Origin of the sequence: Nonomuraea turkmeniaca, assembly GCF_005889735.1 — a bacterium.
In the GTDB taxonomy this organism is placed as follows: domain Bacteria; phylum Actinomycetota; class Actinomycetes; order Streptosporangiales; family Streptosporangiaceae; genus Nonomuraea; species Nonomuraea turkmeniaca.
This window is the reverse complement of sequence record NZ_VCKY01000196.1, coordinates 1-20,079: the sequence shown is the minus strand read 5'-3', so window position 1 is coordinate 20,079 and position 20,079 is coordinate 1. Positions and strand designations below refer to the sequence as shown.

16 protein-coding genes and 1 pseudogene are annotated in these 20,079 nt (G+C 68.8%); 10 read left to right on the top strand and 7 right to left on the bottom strand.

Annotated features, from left to right (window positions below):
• Positions 1-658: pseudogene (locus ETD86_RS40070) on the bottom strand (hypothetical protein); the annotation flags it as partial.
• Positions 659-818: 160 nt separating this feature from the next.
• Here ETD86_RS40070 and ETD86_RS40065 point away from each other — a divergent pair.
• From ETD86_RS40065 to ETD86_RS40055, 3 genes are all read left to right on the top strand, one after another.
• A complete protein-coding gene (locus tag ETD86_RS40065) occupies positions 819-1,418 on the top strand; it encodes a TetR/AcrR family transcriptional regulator (protein ID WP_138671855.1) in 600 nt (199 codons plus the stop codon).
• A 230-nt stretch (positions 1,419-1,648) separates the two neighbouring features.
• The gene (locus ETD86_RS40060; RefSeq protein WP_138671854.1) at positions 1,649-3,037 is read left to right on the top strand and encodes a glycoside hydrolase family 43 protein; all 1,389 of its coding nucleotides are present in this window, start codon (positions 1,649-1,651) and stop codon (positions 3,035-3,037) included.
• Positions 3,034-6,273: an MGH1-like glycoside hydrolase domain-containing protein gene (locus ETD86_RS40055; protein WP_138671853.1), complete on the top strand. Its 3,240-nt coding sequence runs from the start codon at positions 3,034-3,036 to the stop codon at positions 6,271-6,273. The genes ETD86_RS40060 and ETD86_RS40055 overlap by 4 nt, the downstream gene beginning before the upstream one ends.
• A gap of 138 nt (positions 6,274-6,411) precedes the next feature.
• Here ETD86_RS40055 and ETD86_RS40050 read toward each other — a convergent pair whose 3' ends face one another.
• The 3 genes from ETD86_RS40050 to ETD86_RS40040 form a co-directional block, all read right to left on the bottom strand.
• On the bottom strand, positions 6,412-7,137 hold the full coding sequence (locus tag ETD86_RS40050; RefSeq protein ID WP_138671852.1) for an SDR family oxidoreductase: 726 nt from the start codon (positions 7,135-7,137) through the stop codon (positions 6,412-6,414).
• Positions 7,138-7,245: 108 nt separating this feature from the next.
• Positions 7,246-8,064, bottom strand: coding sequence for a helix-turn-helix transcriptional regulator (locus ETD86_RS40045; RefSeq protein WP_138671851.1), 819 nt, complete (start codon positions 8,062-8,064; stop codon positions 7,246-7,248).
• Positions 8,065-8,172: 108 nt separating this feature from the next.
• Positions 8,173-10,380 carry a pectinesterase family protein gene (locus ETD86_RS40040; RefSeq protein WP_246148983.1) on the bottom strand — a complete coding sequence of 736 codons (2,208 nt, stop codon included), beginning with the start codon at positions 10,378-10,380 and terminating at the stop codon, positions 8,173-8,175.
• A gap of 261 nt (positions 10,381-10,641) precedes the next feature.
• Here ETD86_RS40040 and ETD86_RS40035 point away from each other — a divergent pair, with 261 nt between their 5' ends.
• The gene (locus ETD86_RS40035; protein ID WP_138671849.1) at positions 10,642-13,578 is read left to right on the top strand and encodes an endo-1,4-beta-xylanase; all 2,937 of its coding nucleotides are present in this window, start codon (positions 10,642-10,644) and stop codon (positions 13,576-13,578) included.
• Positions 13,579-13,628: 50 nt separating this feature from the next.
• Here the strand turns inward: ETD86_RS40035 and ETD86_RS40030 are convergent, their stop codons facing one another.
• Positions 13,629-14,210: a histidine phosphatase family protein gene (locus ETD86_RS40030; RefSeq protein WP_138671856.1), complete on the bottom strand. Its 582-nt coding sequence runs from the start codon at positions 14,208-14,210 to the stop codon at positions 13,629-13,631.
• Between the two features lie 113 nt (positions 14,211-14,323).
• On the opposite strand from ETD86_RS40030, the gene ETD86_RS40025 reads away from it, so the two are divergent.
• Positions 14,324-15,325 (top strand): GNAT family N-acetyltransferase, encoded by a 1,002-nt coding sequence (locus ETD86_RS40025; RefSeq protein WP_138671848.1) that lies wholly within the window; start codon positions 14,324-14,326, stop codon positions 15,323-15,325.
• 255 nt (positions 15,326-15,580) lie between these two features.
• Here the strand turns inward: ETD86_RS40025 and ETD86_RS40020 are convergent, their stop codons facing one another.
• Positions 15,581-16,165 carry a TetR/AcrR family transcriptional regulator gene (locus ETD86_RS40020; RefSeq protein ID WP_138671847.1) on the bottom strand — a complete coding sequence of 195 codons (585 nt, stop codon included), beginning with the start codon at positions 16,163-16,165 and terminating at the stop codon, positions 15,581-15,583.
• On the opposite strand from ETD86_RS40020, the gene ETD86_RS57475 reads away from it, so the two are divergent.
• The 5 genes from ETD86_RS57475 (at position 16,134) to ETD86_RS58645 (ending at position 18,563) form a co-directional block, all read left to right on the top strand.
• On the top strand, positions 16,134-16,298 hold the full coding sequence (locus ETD86_RS57475) for a hypothetical protein (RefSeq protein WP_211370621.1): 165 nt from the start codon (positions 16,134-16,136) through the stop codon (positions 16,296-16,298). The two genes, ETD86_RS40020 and ETD86_RS57475, sit on opposite strands and share 32 nt — an antisense overlap.
• Complete coding sequence (locus ETD86_RS40015) at positions 16,232-16,543, top strand: nuclear transport factor 2 family protein (protein ID WP_211370620.1); 312 nt, start codon at positions 16,232-16,234, stop codon at positions 16,541-16,543. The genes ETD86_RS57475 and ETD86_RS40015 overlap by 67 nt, the downstream gene beginning before the upstream one ends.
• Positions 16,536-17,546: a zinc-dependent alcohol dehydrogenase family protein gene (locus ETD86_RS40010; RefSeq protein ID WP_138671846.1), complete on the top strand. Its 1,011-nt coding sequence runs from the start codon at positions 16,536-16,538 to the stop codon at positions 17,544-17,546. The genes ETD86_RS40015 and ETD86_RS40010 overlap by 8 nt, the downstream gene beginning before the upstream one ends.
• 178 nt (positions 17,547-17,724) lie before the next feature.
• The gene (locus ETD86_RS40005; protein ID WP_138671845.1) at positions 17,725-18,141 is read left to right on the top strand and encodes a prevent-host-death protein; all 417 of its coding nucleotides are present in this window, start codon (positions 17,725-17,727) and stop codon (positions 18,139-18,141) included.
• A complete protein-coding gene (locus ETD86_RS58645; RefSeq protein ID WP_138671844.1) occupies positions 18,138-18,563 on the top strand; it encodes a cytotoxic translational repressor of toxin-antitoxin stability system in 426 nt (141 codons plus the stop codon). The genes ETD86_RS40005 and ETD86_RS58645 overlap by 4 nt, the downstream gene beginning before the upstream one ends.
• Before the next feature lie 124 nt (positions 18,564-18,687).
• Here ETD86_RS58645 and ETD86_RS39995 read toward each other — a convergent pair whose 3' ends face one another.
• Complete coding sequence (locus ETD86_RS39995) at positions 18,688-19,848, bottom strand: IS630 family transposase (RefSeq protein ID WP_138671843.1); 1,161 nt, start codon at positions 19,846-19,848, stop codon at positions 18,688-18,690.
• Positions 19,849-20,079: the final 231 nt, after the last annotated feature.

Here is a 20,079-nt window from a genome sequence, read left to right as displayed (position 1 = left end):
CTGGACGACCCCGACGTGACCTTCCTCGGCCGCCGCGCGCAACACCTGAAGTGGCGCGCTCGCACCCTGATCGACCCCACGCGGGGGCGCGGTGGCCTGGCGGTCCGGCTGGACGAGCGGCACCACTCCGAGATCGAGGCAGGTGACGGCCGGTTGCAGTACACCCCCCGCCCCCGCCCGGGGCGCCGCTCGGCGGGGCTCCGGTGGGCGCGCCGCTCGGCTGGTTGCCGCCGCCCTCGGTGGACTGCGCCTCGGCGCCGGAGTACAGGCCGGCCGCGTCGCAGTGCCAGATCTCCACCACCGCGTTCGGCAGCGGCTTGCAGGTCTCGCTGTCCCGCACCTTGATGGCGACCCGCAGCAGCACACCCTGCTTGTCCTCGCGGATGTCGCTGCGGATCTTGTCCGCGTCGAAGTAGTAGGGGCCCTGGGTGGTGGTGGCGGTCAGCTTGCAGGTGCCGGCGTCCGCGAAGAGTGAGGTGAGGTCCGTGACCGTGGTGGCCTCCGGCGTGACGGTCGCCCCCGTGGAGGTCGTGACGGCCGTCGCGCTCGTGCCGTTGCCGCTGCCACAGGCGGCGAGCAGGGTGCCCAGCCCGAGCGAGCTGACACCGGCGAACAGCCGCCGCCGGCTGACCCGCTGACCTTCGTGATCGTGTCCCACTGTCTGCCTCTCCGCTGATCCGTTGTTGCGGAACCAAACGGTAGAAGGCGTGTCCTGATGACTCATTTGTGAAGGATGAAGCTTTGATGAGTTCACCTGGTTCATCCAATGAATCAGTATCTGAAGTGTAGTAATGCGCTTGCTGTAGCATCGGTGCGCTATGGCTGAGGAACTGGGACGTCGCGAACGCAAGAAGCTGGCCACCCGCCAGGCGCTCATCGCCGCGGCCGTGCGGCTGTTCGAGGAGCGGGGCTACGAGCGGACCACGGTGGCGGAGATCGCCGAGGCGGCCGACGTGTCCACGCGGACCTTCTTCCTGCACTTCCCCACGAAGGAGGACGTGCTGCTGGCCAACGCCGAGGTGCGGGTGGACCTCGGGTTGCGCGCCATCGCACGGCGGCGGCCCGGCGAGGCGGCCGCCGAGGTCCTGGCGCAGGCGGTGGCGGCGATGATCGCCAACGTCTGGAGCACTGACCTCCCCAGCGGGCTGGCGGCGTTGCGGGCCGGCCTGGTGACCTCGTCGCCGGCGGTCCAGGCCCGGCTGTTGCAGCGTCTGCTCGCCGCGCACGCCGAGCTGACCGAGGCGCTACGGGAGGCGTACCCGCAGGAGCTGGACGAGACCGCGGCGGCGGCGCTGGTCGGCGCGGTCATCGGCGCAGTCGGCGCCGCCGGGCTCGCCGGACTGCGCCGGGGTGACACGTCTGAGCAGGTACGCGACGCCATGGCGCGCGCGGCCGGCATCGCCCTGCGCCCTTGCTGAGTGGAGCCAGCCGCCGAAATCCTTTTCGGTGATATGAAACCGTAATCAAGCGCTCGCTAGCTGATCAGCGGCCGCGAGCCAGAGAAGTCCCAGGTCATCAGGCTTGCATGCAGTTGCAGTGGCCGATTGACAGTCCCCGCTCGGTCGTTTTACGTTCCCGAAAACCTTTCAGGTTCACTACGTCGTTTCGGATCAGTGATGTTAGCGTTAACACACTAAGGGGCACTCTCATGACACGACGATGGGCGGCCGCCCTCGCCGCGGCACTCCTGGTCATCCTCGGCATCCCCCATCCCGCGCTCGCCGGCGCACCGATCACCACCGCGATCTACACGGCCGATCCGGCCGCACTGGTCGTCGGCGACACCCTGTACGTCTACACCGGCCACGACGAGGCCCCGACCGGCGGCACGAACTTCGTCATGCGCGACTGGCACGTCTTCAGCTCCACCGACGCCACGAACTTCACCGATCAGGGCGCGAAGCTGTCCATCTCCAGCTTCCCGTGGGCGGGCGCCGACGCCTGGGCGGCCGAGGTCGAACGCGGCGCCGACGGCAAGTACTACTGGTACGTCTCGATCAACGGCAACGGCCCCGGCTGGATGAACATCGGCGTGGCCGTCGGCGACACCCCGACCGGCCCGTTCAGAGACGCCATCGGCGGCCCGCTGATCAGCGACAGCACCCCCAACTCCTCCCCGCTCAACATCGACCCGACCGTCTTCAGGGACGACGACGGCCAGGTCTACATGTACTGGGGCTCCTACTACGGCCTGCGCGCCGCCCGGCTCAACGCCAACATGACGTCGATCAACGGCTCGGTGATCACCCCGAGCGGCGTGTCGAACTTCTGGGAGGCCCCCTGGATGTTCAAGCGCAACGGCGTCTACTACCTCGCCTACGCGGCCAACGACTCCGGCTGCTCGCAGCCCAACTACGCCTGCATCCGCTACGCCACCGCCAGCAACCCGCTGGGCCCGTGGACCCATCGCGGCGTCGTGCTCGACCAGGTCAGCTCGACCACCAACCACCCGGCGATCATCGAGTACAAGGGCCAGTGGTACATGGTCTACCACAACGCCGGCGCCCCGGGCGGGGGCAACTTCCGCCGCTCGGTGACGATCGACAAGCTCTACTTCAACGCCGACGGCACCATGCAGAAGGTCGTCCAGACCAGCGGCCCCACCACTCCGGGCAACCTGGCGGCCGGCGCCACCCCCTCCACCTCGTACGTCTCCCCGTGGGAGACGCTCGGGGCGATCAACGACGGCTTCACCCCGGCCAACTCCGCCGACCACAGCCACGGCGCCTACGGCAACTGGAACCACCAGGGCACCGAGTGGATCGAGTACCAATGGCCCACCGCGCAGACGATCTCCAGATCCGAGGTGTACTGGTTCGACGACAACCTCGGCATCGACCTCCCGGCCTCGTGCCAGGTGCAGTACTGGAACGGCAGCGCCTACGTCAACGTGCCCGGCGCGTCGGGCTGCGGCGTGGCGGCCAACACCTTCAACACCACGACGTTCACCCCGGTCAGCACGACCCGGCTACGGCTGAACATCACCTCCCGGTCCGGTTACTCCACCGGCGTCCTCGAATGGAGGGCCTTCTCATGAGACGTGCACTGTTAGCCGTGCTCCTGGTGGTCGGGCTGACCGTCGCCGGCCCGCCGGCGGCGGCCGACCAGACCATCGGCTACCCGACGTTCGGCGGCCCGGCGGTGCCCGCTCCGCCCGGCTCCTACACGACCGGCAACATGATGCAGGCCATCTACGACGCCGAGAGCTCCGGCACCGACTTCTGGATGGACCGGCTGCTGGCCCGCCCCGGCAACGACCCGGCCGGCACCTGGCTCATGACGCGCGGGCGGGCACTGTTCATGAAGACTCACACGCCCGGCACGCTCGGCTTCGCCGGGCAGGCGGCGTACTGGGAGAGCATCAGCAACAACAACGCCTTCACCCTCGCCGTCACCCCCGGCACCTTCACCGAGCAGGTGAGCTCCCGCTGGCAGGCGCCCAGCCACTGGAAGAGCCGCCACACCAGCGGCTCGATCACGATCGACCAGACCAAGTTCATCACCGAGAACAACGTGGCCGTGGCCAACCTGGCCATCACGAACGGCGGCTCCGGCTCGACGACGCTGCAGGTCAGGGCGACCTCGCCGTACGCCACGTCCGGTAGCGGCAGTGAGCTGACCGGCCAGGTCAACGCCTACAACAACCTCACGACGCTCTTCCCCAGGCTCACCGGGGACGGGTTCACGGTCTCCAGCGGCGGGCTCAACAGGTCCGTCACCGTCGCCGCCGGCGCCACCGTGACGGTCAAGGTCGTCATGGGCTTCGTCACCAACGAGATCGCGGCCTCCCGCACCGAATACGACGCCTACGCCGGCTACACGCCCGCCACGGCGTTCGCCACCCACGTGCGCGCGTACAACCGGTGGTGGGCCGAGAACGTGCCCTACATCGACGTGCCCGAGCCCGGGATCAAGAAGAACATCTACTACCGCTGGTGGCTGATGCGCTACAACCACCTCGACGCGGACATCCCCGGCCAGACCTTCCAGTTCCCCACGTCGATGGAGGGCGTGCTGGGCTACAACAACGCGATCGCGCTGACCCAGCCCATGCACATCGACGACCTCAAATACCTGCGCAACCCGATCTACGCCTACGGCGACTGGCTGAGTGTCGGCCAGACCTCCAAGAACGGCCGTTTCCTGGACAACCCCGGCGACCCGGAGAACTGGTCCAACAGCTACACCCAGTACATCGGCGAAGCCGCCTGGAAGAGCTACCAGATCCACGGCGGCCAGCCCGCCATCGCGGCCAACCTGGCACGCTACGCCGAGCAGGACGTCAAGGGCCAGCTGTCGTTCTACGACACCGACAACAACAAGCTCATCGAGTACGACTGGGGCGCCCTGACCGGCAACGACGCCGACGCCGTGTCCTTCCACTGGAAGCCGGGGCGCATGGACCGCGCCGAGGCCGCCTACCAGTACAGCGGCGCGCTGGCCGCGGCGCAGGCGTACGAGGCGATCGGCAACACCGCCAAGGCCACCGAGATGCGCACGCTGGCCACCCAGATCCAGAACGCCATCGTCAACGTGTTGTGGAACCCGAGCAGGCAGCTCTTCGAGCACCGGCTGAAGTCCACCAACGAATGGGTGCCGTGGAAGGAGATCAACAACTACTACCCGTTCGCCGTCGGTGCGATCCCCAACACCGCCACCTACAAGCAGGCCCTGCGCCTCTTCGACGATCCCGCGCAGTATCCGATCTTCCCCTTCTACACCGCCAACCAGGCCGACAAGGCGGCCTCGGGCACCGGCAGCAACAACTTCTCCACGATCAACTCCACCGTGCAGTTCCGCCTGCTCTCCTCGGTGTTGCGGAACTACTCCAACGAGTGGATCGACACGACCTGGTACAAGAAGCTGCTCTACTGGAACGCCTGGGCGCAATACGTCAACGGCAACACCCAGTGGCCGGACGCCAACGAGTTCTGGGCCGACTGGAACGGCTCCTCGATCACCTACCGCTCCTGGATCCACCACAACATCCTGGGCAGCAGCAACTGGACCGTGATCGAGGACGTCGCCGGGCTGCGGCCGCGTAACGACGCCAAGGTCGAGCTCTCGCCGATCAACATCGGCTGGACCCACTTCACCGTCAACAACCTGCGCTACCGCAACGCGGACCTGACCATCGTCTGGGACGACCCGGCCGACGGCGTGGTCCGCTACCCCGGCGTGCCCCAGGGCTACTCGATCTACATCAACGGCAACCGGGCGGCCACGGTGTCGTCGCTGGTGCCGTTCACCTGGGACCCGGCCACCGGCGCCGTCACCACCACCGGCACGGTCACCCACAACGTGGCCGTCCCCGGCCTCCAGTCGCCCGCGCAGGTCAGCCACAGCGGCGCCCGCATGGTCGACCTGCTCGCCAAGGCCGGCGTCGACCTGACCGCCAGCCTGACGAACCTCGCCGCCGACGCCACGCCCACCGCCTCCACCACCGCCTCGGGCAGCTCCACGGCGGGGGCGAAGGACGGGTTCCCGATCAACGAGCCGTTCTGGGGCGGCACCACCGCCGGCCAGGACTGGTACGAGCTGAACTTCGGCACGGCACGCACGTTCAACGAGGTCCGGCTCTACTTCAAGGACAGCCGCCCGGCCAGCGCCACCTACCGGGCCCCGGCGTCCTACAACATCCAGTACTACAACGGCAGCGCCTGGGTGAACGTGCCCGACCAGGTGAAGTCCCCGGCCACGCCGCGGGCCAACTACAACGTGGCCCAGTTCGCCGCGGTCACCGCGCAGCGGGTCCGGGTGCTGGCCACGGCGGCCTCCGGCGCCAGGACCGGGCTCACCGAGATCAAGGTCCACAACCGGGGTGGGGTCCAGCCGGAACCCAACCCCAACCGGGCACTGACGGCCACGCCGTCGGCGTCGTACACCTCCTCCTGGGAGAGCGTCGCGGCCGTCAACGACGGGATCGATCCGCCGTCGTCGAACGACACCGTGAACCCGCGCTGGTGCTGCTGGCCGGAGACCGGGCAGCAGTGGGTGGACCTGACCTGGTCCTCGGCCCAGCCGCTCAACCGGGCCGAGGTGTACTTCTTCGACGACGACCAGGGCATCGACATGCCGGCGTCGTGGAAGTTGCAGTACTGGAACGGCAGCGCGTACGTGGACGTGCCGGGCGCTTCGGCGTACACGCTGACCAAGAACGCCTACAACAACGTGACCTTCACCGCCACGAGCACCACCCGCCTGCGGGTGCTGCTCACCGGCAACGGCAGCAACTCCGTGGGACTTCTGGAGGTCAAGGCCTACGGAACGTGAACCATCGAGCCGGAAGGGCCACCCCCCGCCCTTCCGGCTCGGTGTAGTCACTCTTTCACTTTCCGTGACGGAGTGCGGGAGAATCGGGCAATCGGCGGGAATCTCTACCGTCGATTGCCCTCCTCGGGGATCGGCCGGTCAGCGCTGCCTGGCCGGCCTGATGACGAGCTCGTTGACGTCCACCTCCTCGGGCTGGCCGATCGCATAGGAGATGCCCTCGGCGATGGCGTCGGCCGGGATGGCCGCCGCCCGGTAGGCGCGCATAGCCTCCTGGGCGCCGGAGTCGGTGATGGTGGTGGCGAGCTCGGACTCGACGACGCCGGGGGAGACGGTGGTGACCCGGATGCTCGGGTCGAGCTCCTGGCGCAGGCCCTCGGTGATGGCCCAGGCGGCGTACTTGGTGGCGCAGTAGACCGCGCCCGTCGGGACCACCTGGTGGGCGCCGATCGAGGCCACGGTGACGAAGTGACCGCCGCCCTGGCGCTGGAAGTGCGGCAGGGCGGCCGCGACCCCGTACAACAGGCCGCGGACGTTCACGTCGATCATCCGGTCCCACTCCTCGACCAGCAGGGAGTCCAGGCGCGACAGCGGCATGACGCCGGCGTTGTTGACGATCACGTCGATCCGGCCGTGCCGGCCGGCCGCCGTGTCGACGAACGCGGCGACGTCCTGGCGGTCGGTCACATCGAGGCCGCGGACGTCGGCCGTGCCACCGGCGGCCTCGATCGCCTTCGCGGTCGCGGCGAGCCGGTCCTCGCGGCGGGCGCCGAGCACCACGTGGTGGCCCTCGGCGGCCAGCCGCAGCGCGGTGGCCTCGCCGATGCCGCTGCTCGCGCCGGTGATCAGGACAATCTTCTTGGACATGGTGTTCACTCCGGGTCTTGCGGATGGCCCGCGGGCATGGTTCTGCGGGCATGGCGGGATGACGCGTCGGCGGGTGTCAGAGCGGCCGGCGCGCAGGGAGGGGACGGGTCAGGCGGTAAGGCTGCCCAGCAGGGACAGGGCCTCCTCCGACGGGCTGCCCGGATCGGCCTGGTAGACGACGAGCTGCTGCCCCGCCGCGCTGTTCACGGTCAGCGACTCGTAGTGCAGCGTCAGCTCGCCCACCAGAGGATGGCGGAAACGTTTGGTCTCGTGGGTCTTCTGACGGATGTCATGGCGGGCCCACAACTCGCGGAAGTCCTGGCTCTTGATCGACAGTTCGCCGACCACCTCGATGAGCTCGGGGTCGTCGTAGTCGGTGCCGATCGACGAACGGAGCCCGGCGACGGTGTTGACCGCGACCCGGTCCCAGTCGGGGTAGAAGGTACGCGCGTCCGGATCCAGGAAGACCAGCCGCACCAGGTCACCGCTGTACTCATGGCCGGCGAACAGCGCCTCGCCGAGCGTGTTCGCGGCCAGCACGGTCAGGCGGCGGCCCAGGACCACTGCCGGGGTGTGCGGCCAGGCCGCCATCATGCGCAGCAGGTTGACGCTGACGTGCTCGCGGCGGGCGGCGGGGCGTCGCCTGCCGGAGGAGGGATGGGCCAGCCGGTGCAGGTGCGCGGCGGCGTCCTCCTCCAGCTCCAGCGCCCTGGCCAGCGCGTCGACCACCTGGGCCGACGGGTGGCGTTCGCGGCCCTGCTCCAGGCGTACGTAGTAGTCGGTGCTCACGCCGGCGAGCTGGGCGACCTCCTCGCGGCGCAGGCCCGACACCCGGCGGCGGGCCACGGCCGGCATGCCGAGGTCTTCGGGCTGGAGCAGCTCGCGGCGGGCCCGCAGGAACTGCCCGAGCAGGTTCTCCGTCTCCATGCCTTCGAGGCTAGATGAGAAAAGGCCAGGTGGGGGCGCTGAGGGTGGCCGTGATACTCCCACGATGAGGGCGGCCCGCAGGGGGGCCGCCCTCCGATCAGGTGCGGCTCAACGCAGGCGGCCCGCGCCCGCGCCCGCCGGGACGAAGGCCTTCAGGGCCTTGGCCGGGTGGACGCGGGTGACCAGCGTCGGGGTCCAGCCCGCGTCCGTGCCGAGCGCCGTGCCGTTGGCCGCGTTGTAGGCGGCCACCAGGTCGGCCGGGGCGCCGTCCACCAGGTTGTCCTTGGCGGTGATGGCGGTGCCGCCGAACACCGACAGGACCTTCGCCGCCGCGATGCCGTCGAAGGCGTTGCTCTCGGCATAGACCTTCGAGCCGACGCCCACGCCGATGTTGTACCCGTGCGTGGCACTGCCCGTGTAGTAGTTGTTGTAGACGTGCACCTGGCCGAAGCGCACCCGGGGCGTGCGCTGCCCGAGGCCCTCGAAGAAGTTGTGGTGCAGCGTGACCTTCAGCTTGTCCGCCTCGGCGTACCGGGTCGGGTTGTCGGTGTTGCCGATCAGCGTCACCTTGTCGTGGCCGCTGAGGTGGTTCCAGGACATCGTCACGAGGTCGGCGCCGCGCACCACGTCCAGCAACCCATCGTGGACCTGGTACGGCCGGCCGAAGTAGAGCGGCTGGCCGGAGTCCGGGTCGTCGCCGTCGTTGAGCGTGTTGTGGTCCAGCCAGACGTGGGTGGAGCCGGACACCTCGACGTTGTCGAACGAGGCGTTCCAGTTGCCGTCCGCGCCGTCGGTCGGGTCCCACTGCGGGAAGCAGTCCGACGTGTCGGTGATGGTCAGGTTGCGGACGATGACGTTGTCGGCGTTGCTGATCCGCAGGCCGAAGCTCTTCAGCGCGGCGTCCCGGCCCGTTCCGACCAGGGTGACGTTGGAGCCGATCGTGACCGTGACGTGCTCGGCCATCTTGTTGTACGACGCCCGGCGCGCGTCCTCGAGCGGCCCTGACGGGACGCTGGTCCTGCCCCACACGGCCGGGTCGTACGCGGCCAGGTAGGCGGGCAGGCTGTAGCCGTTCACCGCGTAGTCCGCGCAGGTGAGCGGGGCGCCGGAGTCGTCGGTGTCGGCGTCGATCGCGCCCTTCACATAGATGATCTTGGGTGTGTTGTCGGCCGGGTGGCCGAGTGCCGCCCGCAGCTGTGCCCTGGTGGAGACGACGTGCACGTTTTCCGGGCGGGCCGCCGAGCCGCCCGTGGTGCCGGTGGTGGCCGCCGCCCAGCCGTCATGGCGGGGGAGGACCTCCCGGCCGAGGCCGTATCCGGGGCTCGGGTGGTGGCGGCGTACGGGGTTCCAGCCGTCCGTGCCCGCCAGGTAGCGCTCCGGCGTGAACGCGGCGGCCTGCTCCTGGGTGAGCTGCGGCCGGTCGTCGGTGACCGTCGCGCCGGGGCCGTGGTTGCGGTATTCGGACAGCCGGGCGTCCCGCCAGTTCAGCCCGGACATGTCGGTCCAGGGGGCGTCCTTGACCTGCTGCCCCAGCCACGACTCCCGCACCAGGACCTGCCCACGGGCCGTCGCGGACCCGCCGGCCGGCCACGGGCGGCCCAGGTGGTACGTGCGGGCCGGGGCGTTGCTGGTCAGGTGGCTGCGGTAGATCAGGAAGCCGTACGGGTTGCTCAGCTCCGTGCTGGCCGCGGTGACGTAGCCGTTGTTGTCCGCGCTGCCGCGGTTGAGCGCCTTGATGACGCAGTTGTCGAAGACGGCGGTGGCGCGGCCGAAGATGAAGTCGACGTCGCCCTCGACGTGACAGTCGCGGAAATACTGCCGGGCGGTCGTGGTGGCGGACGGGGTGTTGGCGTAGAGGGTGTCCTGGTTGCCGATGAACCTGACGTTCTCGTACACCTGCCGGTCGCCTGTCGTCCGCACTGCCACGGCCTGGCTGGGGCCGCCGGCGGCCTCGTCGTAGGAGTTCTCGAAAGTGAGGTTGCGGGCCGTGAAGTCGGGGGCGCTGATCACGTACGAGGCGCTGCCCGAGGTGCCGTACGTGCCGGAGCCGTCGGGCTTGGGGGTGGCGGCGGAGACGCCGAACGTGAGCACCACCTCGCGCGGGTCACGCGTGTCGCCGACCAGCGAGATGTGCGGCTTGTCGGCGGGGATGACCACCTGCTGCTTGTAGGTCCCCTTACGGACCAGGATGGTGACCGGCCGGGCGTTGCCGGACGGCACGGCGTCGACGGCAGCCTGTACGGTCGTGTGGTCGCCGGTCCCGTCGGCCGCGACCACGATGGTGGCGCGCGTCTGGGCCGCCGCGGGCGCCGCCATGGTCGCCATGATCAAAGGGACAAGTAACAGAAGTCGCATGCGCAACCTCGCAGAGTGCGGCAATCGGTTGCATGAAACGTTGACGTAATGCCGCTGGCACGTCAATGGATGCAGTAAAACTGCACTTTTGCTGCAACAAGCGGTTGCAGCCAGCTTCTGATGCCTCCCATGCCTTGACCGCGTCGGCGCGCCGCACCTACAGTCCGCCTGACATTTATCGGAATTTCTTTGAAACTTTCAGCTCACCCCCGCAGGAGCATTGTGCGCACCCTCCGAGCCCTGGTGGCCGCCGCCCTCTTATGCCTCGTGCCGGCGCTTCCCGCGCACGCGGCCGATCTCACGTACGACTTCGAAGACGGCACCACGCAGGGCTGGGGCCCGCGCGGCGACGGTGTCTCCGTCGCGGTCACCGCTGACGCGGCACATGCGGGGTCCAGCAGCCTGCTCACCACGGGGCGGACCGCCACCTGGCACGGGGCCTCGATCGCCGCGCCGTTCGTCAAGGGCGTCACCTACCGGGTGACCGCGTACGCCCGGCTGGTCACCGGGCAGCCGGCCGGCACGATCGCGCTGACCGTGCAGCGCACGCCTGCCGGCGGCGAGACCACCTACGAGCGCGTCGCGGCGGCCACCGTGACCGACGGGGAGTGGGTGCGGCTCGCGGGCACGTACCTCTTCACCGCCGACTCCACCGACCTCCAGCTCTACGCCGAGAGCTCCGACGCCACTGCTCAGTACTACCTCGACGACATCGTCTTCAGCCCTCAGGGCGACCCCACGCGCGAGCCGATCAGCACCGACTTCGAGGACGGCACCGCGCAGGACTGGTCACCGCGCGCCGCCGCCACCCTGGAGTCCAGCACGGCCGCCGCCCACGGCGGCGCCCGCAGCCTCGCGGTCACCGGCCGGTCGGCCAACTGGGACGGGCCCACCATGAACGTGCTGGGCCGGATGGGCAAGGGCGACAAGTACGCCCTGTCGGTGTGGGTGCGGCTCGGCCCCGACACCGCGGCGGGCCGGCTCGGCCTGTCGATCGAGCGGCGCACCGGCGGCACGCCCAGCTACGAGCGGATCGTGCCGCCCAAGGACGTGCCCGCGGGGGAGTGGGTGCAGCTCGCCGGCACGTACACGCTCGCGTACGACGTGGACTTCCTCGGCGTGTACATCGAGTCCGACAGCGGCACCTTCCCCTTCTACCTGGACGACTTCGCGATGACCTACATCGCGCCGAAGCCCATCCAGACCGACATCCCCGCGCTCAAGGACAAGGTTCCGTTCATCATGGGGTCGGCGCTCACCAGGCCCGACACGCTCGGCGTGCACGGCGAGCTGCTGGCCAGGCACTTCAACGGCATCACCCCCGGCAACGAGCTGAAGTGGGACGCCACCGAGCCACGGGAGGGCGAGTTCGCCTTCGCCGACGGCGACCACCTGGTGGACTTCGGCGTCGAGCACGACATGACGGTCCGCGGGCACACGCTCGTCTGGCACAGCCAGACCCCGGCGTGGGTGTTCGAGAGCGCGGACGCGAAGGAAATAGACAAGGAGACCCTGCTGCGGCGGCTGGAGAACCACGTCCGCACGCTCGTGACCCGCTACAAGGACAAGATCGCGGTCTGGGACGTGGTCAACGAGGTCATCGACGAGAACCAGCCGGACGGGCTGCGCCGGTCCAAGTGGTACGAGATCGCCGGCCTCGACTTCATCCGCACCGCCTTCCGCGTCGCCCACGAGGCCGACCCGGACGCCAAGCTGTACATCAACGACTACAACACCGAGTTCCCGCGCAAGCGCGAAGCCCTGTACGCGCTGGTCAAGAAGCTCAAGGACGAGGGCGTGCCGATCGACGGCGTCGGCCACCAGCTGCACCTCAACATCGAGCAACCGCCCGCCTCGTACGTCGAGGACACCATCGAGCGCTTCGCCACGCTCGGCGTCGACCAGCAGGTCACCGAGCTGGACGTGAGCATCTACACCGATTTCGTCTCCTCCTACCCGTCGATCTCGCCGGAGCTGCTTGCCGAGCAGGGCCACCGGTACAAGGCGCTGTTCGACGTCTTCCGGCGGCAGGCCGGCAAGCTCGACTCGGTCACCGTGTGGGGCGAGTCCGACGACGTCAGCTGGCTGAACACCTGGCCGATCCCGCGGCTCAACGCGCCCCTGCTCTTCGACCACGACCTGCAGGCCAAGCCCGCGTACTGGGCCGTCGTGGACCCGTCCAAGCTGCCGCCGCTCGTGCGCAAGCTGGAGGCGCCGGCGGGGACGGTGAAGGTGGACGGCAGGCGGGACCTGCAATGGGACCTGCTGCCCGACGCGTCCCTCGCGCGGGTGGGCGACGTGTCGGCCGGCTTCCAGGCGCGGTCGGCCGCTGACGGCATGTACGTGCTGGCCGAGGTCTCCGACCCGACCCTCACCGCGCAGGACAAGGTGACGTTCACCGTGGACGGCACCACCTACACCGTCACCCGTGCTGGGGGCCCCAAGGCGGCCGCGCGGCGGACCGCGACCGGGTACCGCGTGGAGGCGCTGGTTAAGAAGGGCACCGACGTGGACGTGACCGTACAGGACGGAAGCACCACGACCTCCTGGACCGGCAAGGTGACCACCGCCCCCGCCGTCAAGCTGTCCTCAGCCCCGCACCGTGCGAAGCCGCCCGTGCTGGACGGCGTGGCGGAGCCGGCCTGGTGGGGCGCACCCGAGATCCGTACCGCCACCTGGATCCAGGGGACCTCTGGCGCCACCGCCAAGGTCAGGTCGCTGTGGCACGGGTCGGTCCTGTACGTGCTGGCCCACGTGACGGACCCGACCCTGAGCGAGGAGTCCCCGAACCCCTGGGATCAGGACTCCATCGAGATCTTCGTCGATCCCGGCAACGGCAAGACGAAGGGCTACACGGACGACGACGGCCAATACCGGATCAGCTTCACCGGCCGGGTCACGGTCGGCGGCACCTTCGACGCGGCCGGCGTCAAGGACAACGTGTCGGCGGCGGCCAAGGCGGTGCCCGGCGGGTACGTGGTGGAAGCGGCCATCAAACTGCCCACGATCACGTTGGCGGAAGGGACGTTGCTGGGCTTCGACGTCCAGGTGAACGACGCGACGGGCACGGCCCGCACCGGCGCGGTGACGTGGAACGACGCCACGGGCCGCAGCTACCTGGACACCAGCCACTGGGGCGTGCTCCGCCTGGCCGGCTAGGTACGGCGGCACCTTCGGCCCACCTCTGAACGTTCGGGGGTGGGCCGCGTTCAACACGGCCATGACGAGCAGTGCCACGAGTGACCGTCGTACTCAACGGCAAAGGGGACCGCGTGCGGGAGCGGTGCCCCCCACACCTGCTCACCCAACCCGCACAGCGCGCTGAGGCCGGTGGTGAGGCTCGCCACATGGCCGACCACGGCGACCGTCTCGCCGCCATGTTCGGCGGCGATCGAGGTGAGGGCGGCGACGATCCGCGAGGTGACGGCGTGCCCGCCCTCGCCGTCGCCCACCGCCTCGCTCAGCCGCCCCTCCACGATCCACGCACGGAGAACGTCTGCCGTGCGTGCTCGAATCGCTGGATCGGTGGTGCCTTCCCAGCGGCCGATACCCACTTCCACCAGGCCGGGCAGGACCGCTACGTCGACGCTGAGCCGTCGCGCGATGATCTCAGCGGTTTGCTGGGCCCGAACCGCCGTACTGGCATATATCCGGGCCACTCCCTCGGAAACCAGTCGCTGCGCCGCCTCAGCGGCCTGCAGACGTCCCTCTGGCGTCAAGGCGGCGAGGGGGAGCGCGCCGGCCGCCCGGGAGATGACGTTCTCCGACTCCGCATGCCGCAGACACAACATCCGCACATGATCACTCATCATTTGAACCATAGGTCGAGCCGCGCAGACGGCGGCGTTTCCGTGAGCATCTTTCTGGTGAAGGCATCGCGTGTCACAGTGCTGCGGTGGCTGATATGTCTCTGGAACCATTTGCGCCTCGGCGCGCGGCCGAGGGCGATCTCCTCGCCTGGTGCACGGTGTTCGGCGAGGGACAGGGCGAGGTGTCCGGGGATCGGATCCTGGCGGCGGCGCTGGCGGAGCGACTTCTCGCCGAGGAGGGCTCCTCCGTGCTGCGCTGGGCCGCTCGTGGTGGCGACCGTGGATCGATCATGGGCGTGGCCGAACTGCGGCCGCAGCCGCACGATCCGCGGATCGGCTTTCTGCGTCTGTTCGTGCCGCGGGCGGACCGTCGCAAGGGCGTAGCCTCGGCGCTGCTGGCGCGGATCGCCGAGGACGCTCGCCTTGCTGGGATGGATCGGATCCAGGGCATCGTGCCGGGCGGAGGGCCCGGGGAGGCTTTCGTCTTCGGCCGGGGCGGCGTACGAGAGCTACTGCGCTTGCACCTTCAGGAGCAGCGGATCGATGAGCGGGTGCTGCGCCGCTGCGGTGAGCTGGCGGCGTGTCCGGATCCCGCCGCCTACACCTTGGCGCACTGGCGCGGCTCGGCTCCCGAACCGCAGGCCGCCTCGTTCGGGGACGTGATGGGTCATGTCTCGGACGCGCCCGGTGCCGCATGGCAAATGGCGCCTCGGGCCTGGGACAGGGCAGCGGTGCGTGCCTGGGAGGCGCAGATGACCGCGGGCGGCGAGAAGCTGATGGTGTGCGCGGCCGTGCACCGAGCGACCGGTCAGGTCGTCGCCGCCACGGTGACCATCGTCCCGGCGGGTGATGGCTCGGCGGCGCGACAACACGACACCGCGGTGCTTCCTCAGCACCGGGGGCGCGGCCTGGCCCGTTGGATCAAAGCCGAGCAGACCCTGCGGCTGCGCGCGGCCTTCTCCGGGGTCCGCGCCGTCACCACCACCGTCAACCGGCAGAACCTGGCGATGGTGGCGGTCAATCGGGCCGTGGGCTACCGGACAGTCGGTGAACGGCTCCTGGTGGAGGCGCCCCTTGCGGCAGGGGCTGAAGGGTGAGCCGGCCGTCCTGGGCGGAACGATCGGTATGTGGCAACGGCTCAGCAGGTGAAGGGTGAAAATCGTTCTCTTCGCTGTCATGGCGGTATACGCGGCGATGTGGGGGACCGAGAAGCACGGGGTCGTGGTAGGCGCCATTATCGGGCTGAGCTACATAGTCCTGCTTGGAGGTGCTCTGCTCGTTCGCTGGTGTCGCAAACCATCGAATCAGGTGGAGCTATCAGATCCAGTGGCCCGATGAGGTGGTTCACCCGGTCACGATTCGGCCTTGAGGATGTGCTCGGCGAGTTCACGAGCGGAGGCCGCGGGGTTCGTGCCGGGCCGGGTGGCTCCGGCGGCGAGCGTACCGTCGATGAGCAGCAGGAGCTGGTCGGCCGCGTGTGCGGGCCGTCGGTGCCCTAGCTTGACGAGTTCCTGCTCGAGAAGCCGGTGCACACGTCGCCGGTAGTCCCGGGTGATGGCATGCCCTGGGTGGTCGGGATCGGCCAGGGCCAGATCGGCGGCCAGGTAGCGGCAGCCGCGGAAATCCGGCCCGGCGATGACCTCGGCGAGCCTGTCGAAGATGGCGAGGAGGCGGTCGCGCGGGTTCTCGCCTGCGGCCCGCATGATCTCCTGATAGCGCGCTTCGTCCTCGGCTGTGCTGCGCCTGAGCACCTCGGCGATCAGTCCGTCCTTGCCGCCGAAGTGCTCGTACAAGGAGCGCCTGGCTACGTTCGCGGTTTTGAGGAGGGTGTCGACGCCGATGCCCACGCCGTGGCTGTAGGTCAGCTTCTGGGCGGCCTCCAGGAGGCGTTCTCGCGGGCCGGGCGTGACGCGCCTCCGTACCACGGCCGATGTCATCGACCACTTCAACCGGGCCTTCGTCGACCACGTCCCTGACGCGCTCACCGACCTGATCGGTGACGACTGCGTGATGGAGGCGATCCAACCGGCCCTGAAGGCGCCCGTTACGAAGGTCGCGAGGCCTGCCTGACGTTCTGGCAGGCGCTCGCCGAGGACCGCAGCACCCAGTTCGAGCCCGAGGAGGTGGTGGTCGCCGGCGATCGCGCGACGATCCGCTGGCGCTACCGCTTCGGCGACGGTCCCGCCGACTCGGTGCGGGGCGTGAACCTCATGCGCGTACGCGACGGCCTGATCGTCGAAGCCCTCGGCTACAGCAAGACCGCAGGCGAGGTCCCCCTGGCCGCCGAACAGGCCAGTGAGGGATCCCTTGCGTAGCTATCACGTCAACAGCGGCGAGGGGATCGACGGTCTGACGATCAGGCATCACGAAGACCCCGTTCCGGGCGCCGGCCAGGTCGTGGTGGCCGTGCGCGCCACTTCACTGAGCTATCGCGAGCTGATGGTCCTGCGCGGCTACTACGTCTTGCCGGTGAAGCCCGACGTCGTGCCGGTGTCGGACGGGGCGGGCGAGGTGGTCGCCGTCGGGCCTGGCGTTGGCGGGTTCCGTGCCGGTGATCGGGTGGCCGCGACGCTCTTCCCGAGCTGGCAGGACGGCCGGTTCGGCGTTCAGCACCTGCCGCAGCGCGGCGGCTCACTGGACGGCATGCTCACCGAGCTCGCGGTCCTCGAGGAGAGCGGGCTCGTGCCGATCCCCGATCATTTGTCGTACGAGGAAGCCGCGACGCTTCCCTGCGCCGCGGTCACCGCATGGAACGCGCTCACCGGCGACGGCACCGGCCTGCGACCAGGCCAGACCCTGGTGACGCAGGGCTCGGGTGGGGTTTCGCTGTTCGCGCTCCAGTTCGCCAAGGCGCTCGGCGCGCGGGTGATCGCCACCACGAGCAGCCCGGCGAAAGCGAAACGCCTGGCCGACCTGGGAGCCGACGATGTCATCGACTACCGGGCCACACCGGACTGGGCCGCCGAGGTGATGGAGCTGACCGGCGGCCGGGGCGCCGATCGCGTCGTCGACGTCGCCGGCCTGCTGGAACAGTCACTCAAGGCGGTGACGATCGCGGGTCACGTCGCCTGCGTGGGCTTCGTCTCCGATGTCGCGCCGCCCATCGATTCTCGGGTGTTGTTCGCCTCCGGCGCCACCGTACGCGCCGTCGCCGTCGGCAGCCGCGCGGAGTTCTTCGCGATGAACCGTGCCATCGAGGTCAACCGGATCCGTCCCGTCATCGACCGCGTGTTCCCCTTCGACGAGGCGCCCGACGCCTATCGCTACTACGCCTCCGGCAAGGCGCTGGGGAAGGTCGTCATCCGGATCCGGCTCTGAGGACTCCCTCGCCACCAACTTCAAGGCCGAATCGGGCGGCTGGGCGACGATTCGGCGGATTGCGTCACTGTCGGCGAGCTGGGATCCGGCCGTCATCGGCCGCCATCAGTACGTGACGTACTTGACGTACTTAAGCGGGAGAGGCATCCTGAAGGCACGCTCCAGTGGAGGTGCCAGCATGACCGCCGTTCATTTTGACAGCTACACAGAGGCTCGTGCGCATCTCAAAGCACTCTTGGACGCGGCTGAACGCGGCCGTGTGGCCACGGTGCGTCGAGAGTCCTCTACGACTGCCCTCGTGGACGTCGATAGACTGCGCCACTATCTCGCTGCGGTCACTCCATCTCGCGCCCAGGCGGTTCCCGAGGCCGACGGTTGGTCAATCTTCATTCCTGGGCTGCCGATCGCAGCCGACGGCCGCACCTTCGATGAGGCCGTCATGGAAATGGTTGATGCGCTCCGCGAATACGCGGAAGACTGGCAAGACCACCTGCTCGATGCCCCCAACCACCGCGAGAACTGGGGGCTGGTGCAGTTGATCAGCCTCAGTGATGACGATCAGCTACGCGAATGGCTGGTGGGGAAGGCCCGATGACCTGGCCCCAGCCCACACGCGAGGACCACGATCGGTTCTGTCAGGTCGAGGGCTGGCGTCCGGTGCGGAACGCCCGCGGGCGAACGGGGACCCACCATGTCATCTACGAGCTGAACCTTCCCGATGGCCGGATCCTGAGAACGCGGATCTCCCATCCGGTCGATCGAAGCACCTACGGCCAGAGCATATGGGGTCACATACTGCGTGATCAGCTACAGGTGGACGAGGCAACGTTCTGGGCGTGCGTCAAGGACGGTGCCTTGCCCGATCGCGGTACACCCAAGCTGCCGTCACACGCATTGCCCGCCGATCTTGTTCATATGCTGATCTCTCGAGTGGGTCTGGCTGAGGCCGAGGTCGTGGTGATGAGCAAGGAGGACGCCGTTGCGAGGCTGCAAAAGTACTGGACTGAAGGCGTCTGATCCACCACGCCTTCGATGACACACGGCTGAACGAATGAGCCGAAGACCTCTTCGGTGGCGGGTGGCATCAGGCGCCCACCACCTAGTGCTGTGACCGGAAACGATCACCGGGTTGAGTAAGAGTTCAGGCTGCCGGGGCCAGGGGGCGGCCGCCCCAGCGGATGCCTTTCTCGCTTCGGACGCGGGCGCGTTCGCGGCGTTGTGCGGCCAGCACGTCGGGGTGGCGGGCGTGGGTATTGCGCCAGCGCAGGTAGGCGTGCAGGGCGCGGGTCTGGACGGTGTGGTTGGGATGGTTGGAGTTGGCCAGGGTGAATTGGCGCAGAGGTCCGAAGTGCGCCTCGATCGGGTTGGCCCAGGAGGCGTAGGTCGGCGTGAACAGCAGCATGACCTTGTGTTTTGTGGCCCAGGCGCGGATGCGCCGGTTCTTGTGTGCTGACAGGTTGTCCAGGATGACGTAAATCGGTGCGCCGTCTGGGCGGGCGGCGCGGATGGATTTCAGGGCGGCCCAGGTGTGGTTGCTGCCCTTGCGCCGGTGGTTGACGCCCCACAGCAGGTCGTCGCCGACGGAGTAGCAGCCGTGAAAGTAGGTGACGCCGTGAGTGCGGTGGTAAGTGGCCGGCAGCCGGTCCGGTTCGCCTTGCGGTGCCCAGCCCGTCCCAGCGGTGGGGCGGATGCCGAGCGGGCCGAACTCGTCAAAGGCGAAGGTGCGCTCGGGCCGCTGGGTCAGGGCGTATTCGATCTGGTCGAGCTTGGCGTCGAAGTCCGGATCGGGTGATTGTTTCCAGGTCTTGGTGCGTTGGAAGGTGATCTGGCGGCGGGCCAGCAGGGTGCGTAACGCTTCCCGGCCGATCGTGATGGCGCGGCCGGGCAGGCGGCGCAGGTAGTCGAGGAGTTTGCGGATGGACCAGCGGGTGAAGGGCTGGCCGAGCTTGGCAGGTCGGGTGGTGGCCGTCGCCGCGACGAAGTCTTCGTCGTCAGGGCTCAGCAGGCGGGGACGGCCTCCCGCCCACTGAGGGTCCAGGCAGGCCAGCCCGATCTCGTTGAAGCGATGAATCACATCGCGCACGGTGTCCTCATCGGCCTGCACCAGGCGCGCGATGACCGGCACGGTATTGCCACCGGCCGAGGCCAGCAGGATCATCGCCCGCCGATAGCGCACCGTGCTCATCGTGCCTCGCCGCACGATGCGCTGCAGCTTCTGGCCTTCTTGGTCTGTGAGCCTGCGGACCTTGACGGGTTGTGTCACCGGGCCTCCCGAGCGCCGATCGAAGGTGATCAGCACCATCCAACTGGCAGGAGCGTCCTCCACGCCAACCCGGTGATCGTTTCCGGTCACAGCACTAGCCAGTCAACGGGTGGACTTGATGACGCCGGGGGTGCGCCGGAGGCGCCTGAAATGAGGACAGCATTCCCAAGGGGCGCACCTCAGGGAGGACGGCCCGAGTGTCAGCGAGGACCTTTGGGGGTGGGATCCCGTCAGCCCACTTGGTAACAGGGTGGCGGGGCAGGCCTACGG

Bases quoted from the DNA above. Each gene is read 5' to 3' on its own strand.
- ETD86_RS40030 (WP_138671856.1), bottom strand. From the start codon at position 14,210: ATGTTGTGTCTGCGGCATGCGGAGTCGGAGAACGTCATCTCCCGGGCG.
- ETD86_RS40025 (WP_138671848.1), top strand. From the start codon at position 14,324: ATGTCTCTGGAACCATTTGCGCCTCGGCGCGCGGCCGAGGGCGATCTC.
- ETD86_RS40050 (WP_138671852.1), bottom strand. From the start codon at position 7,137: ATGTCCAAGAAGATTGTCCTGATCACCGGCGCGAGCAGCGGCATCGGC.
- ETD86_RS40040 (WP_246148983.1), bottom strand. From the start codon at position 10,380: ATGGCGGCGCCCGCGGCGGCCCAGACGCGCGCCACCATCGTGGTCGCG.
- ETD86_RS40020 (WP_138671847.1), bottom strand. From the start codon at position 16,165: ATGACATCGGCCGTGGTACGGAGGCGCGTCACGCCCGGCCCGCGAGAA.
- ETD86_RS40055 (WP_138671853.1), top strand. From the start codon at position 3,034: ATGAGACGTGCACTGTTAGCCGTGCTCCTGGTGGTCGGGCTGACCGTC.
- ETD86_RS40005 (WP_138671845.1), top strand. From the start codon at position 17,725: ATGACCGCCGTTCATTTTGACAGCTACACAGAGGCTCGTGCGCATCTC.
- ETD86_RS40065 (WP_138671855.1), top strand. From the start codon at position 819: ATGGCTGAGGAACTGGGACGTCGCGAACGCAAGAAGCTGGCCACCCGC.
- ETD86_RS40060 (WP_138671854.1), top strand. From the start codon at position 1,649: ATGACACGACGATGGGCGGCCGCCCTCGCCGCGGCACTCCTGGTCATC.
- ETD86_RS40045 (WP_138671851.1), bottom strand. From the start codon at position 8,064: ATGGAGACGGAGAACCTGCTCGGGCAGTTCCTGCGGGCCCGCCGCGAG.
- ETD86_RS39995 (WP_138671843.1), bottom strand. From the start codon at position 19,848: ATGGTGCTGATCACCTTCGATCGGCGCTCGGGAGGCCCGGTGACACAA.
- ETD86_RS58645 (WP_138671844.1), top strand. From the start codon at position 18,138: ATGACCTGGCCCCAGCCCACACGCGAGGACCACGATCGGTTCTGTCAG.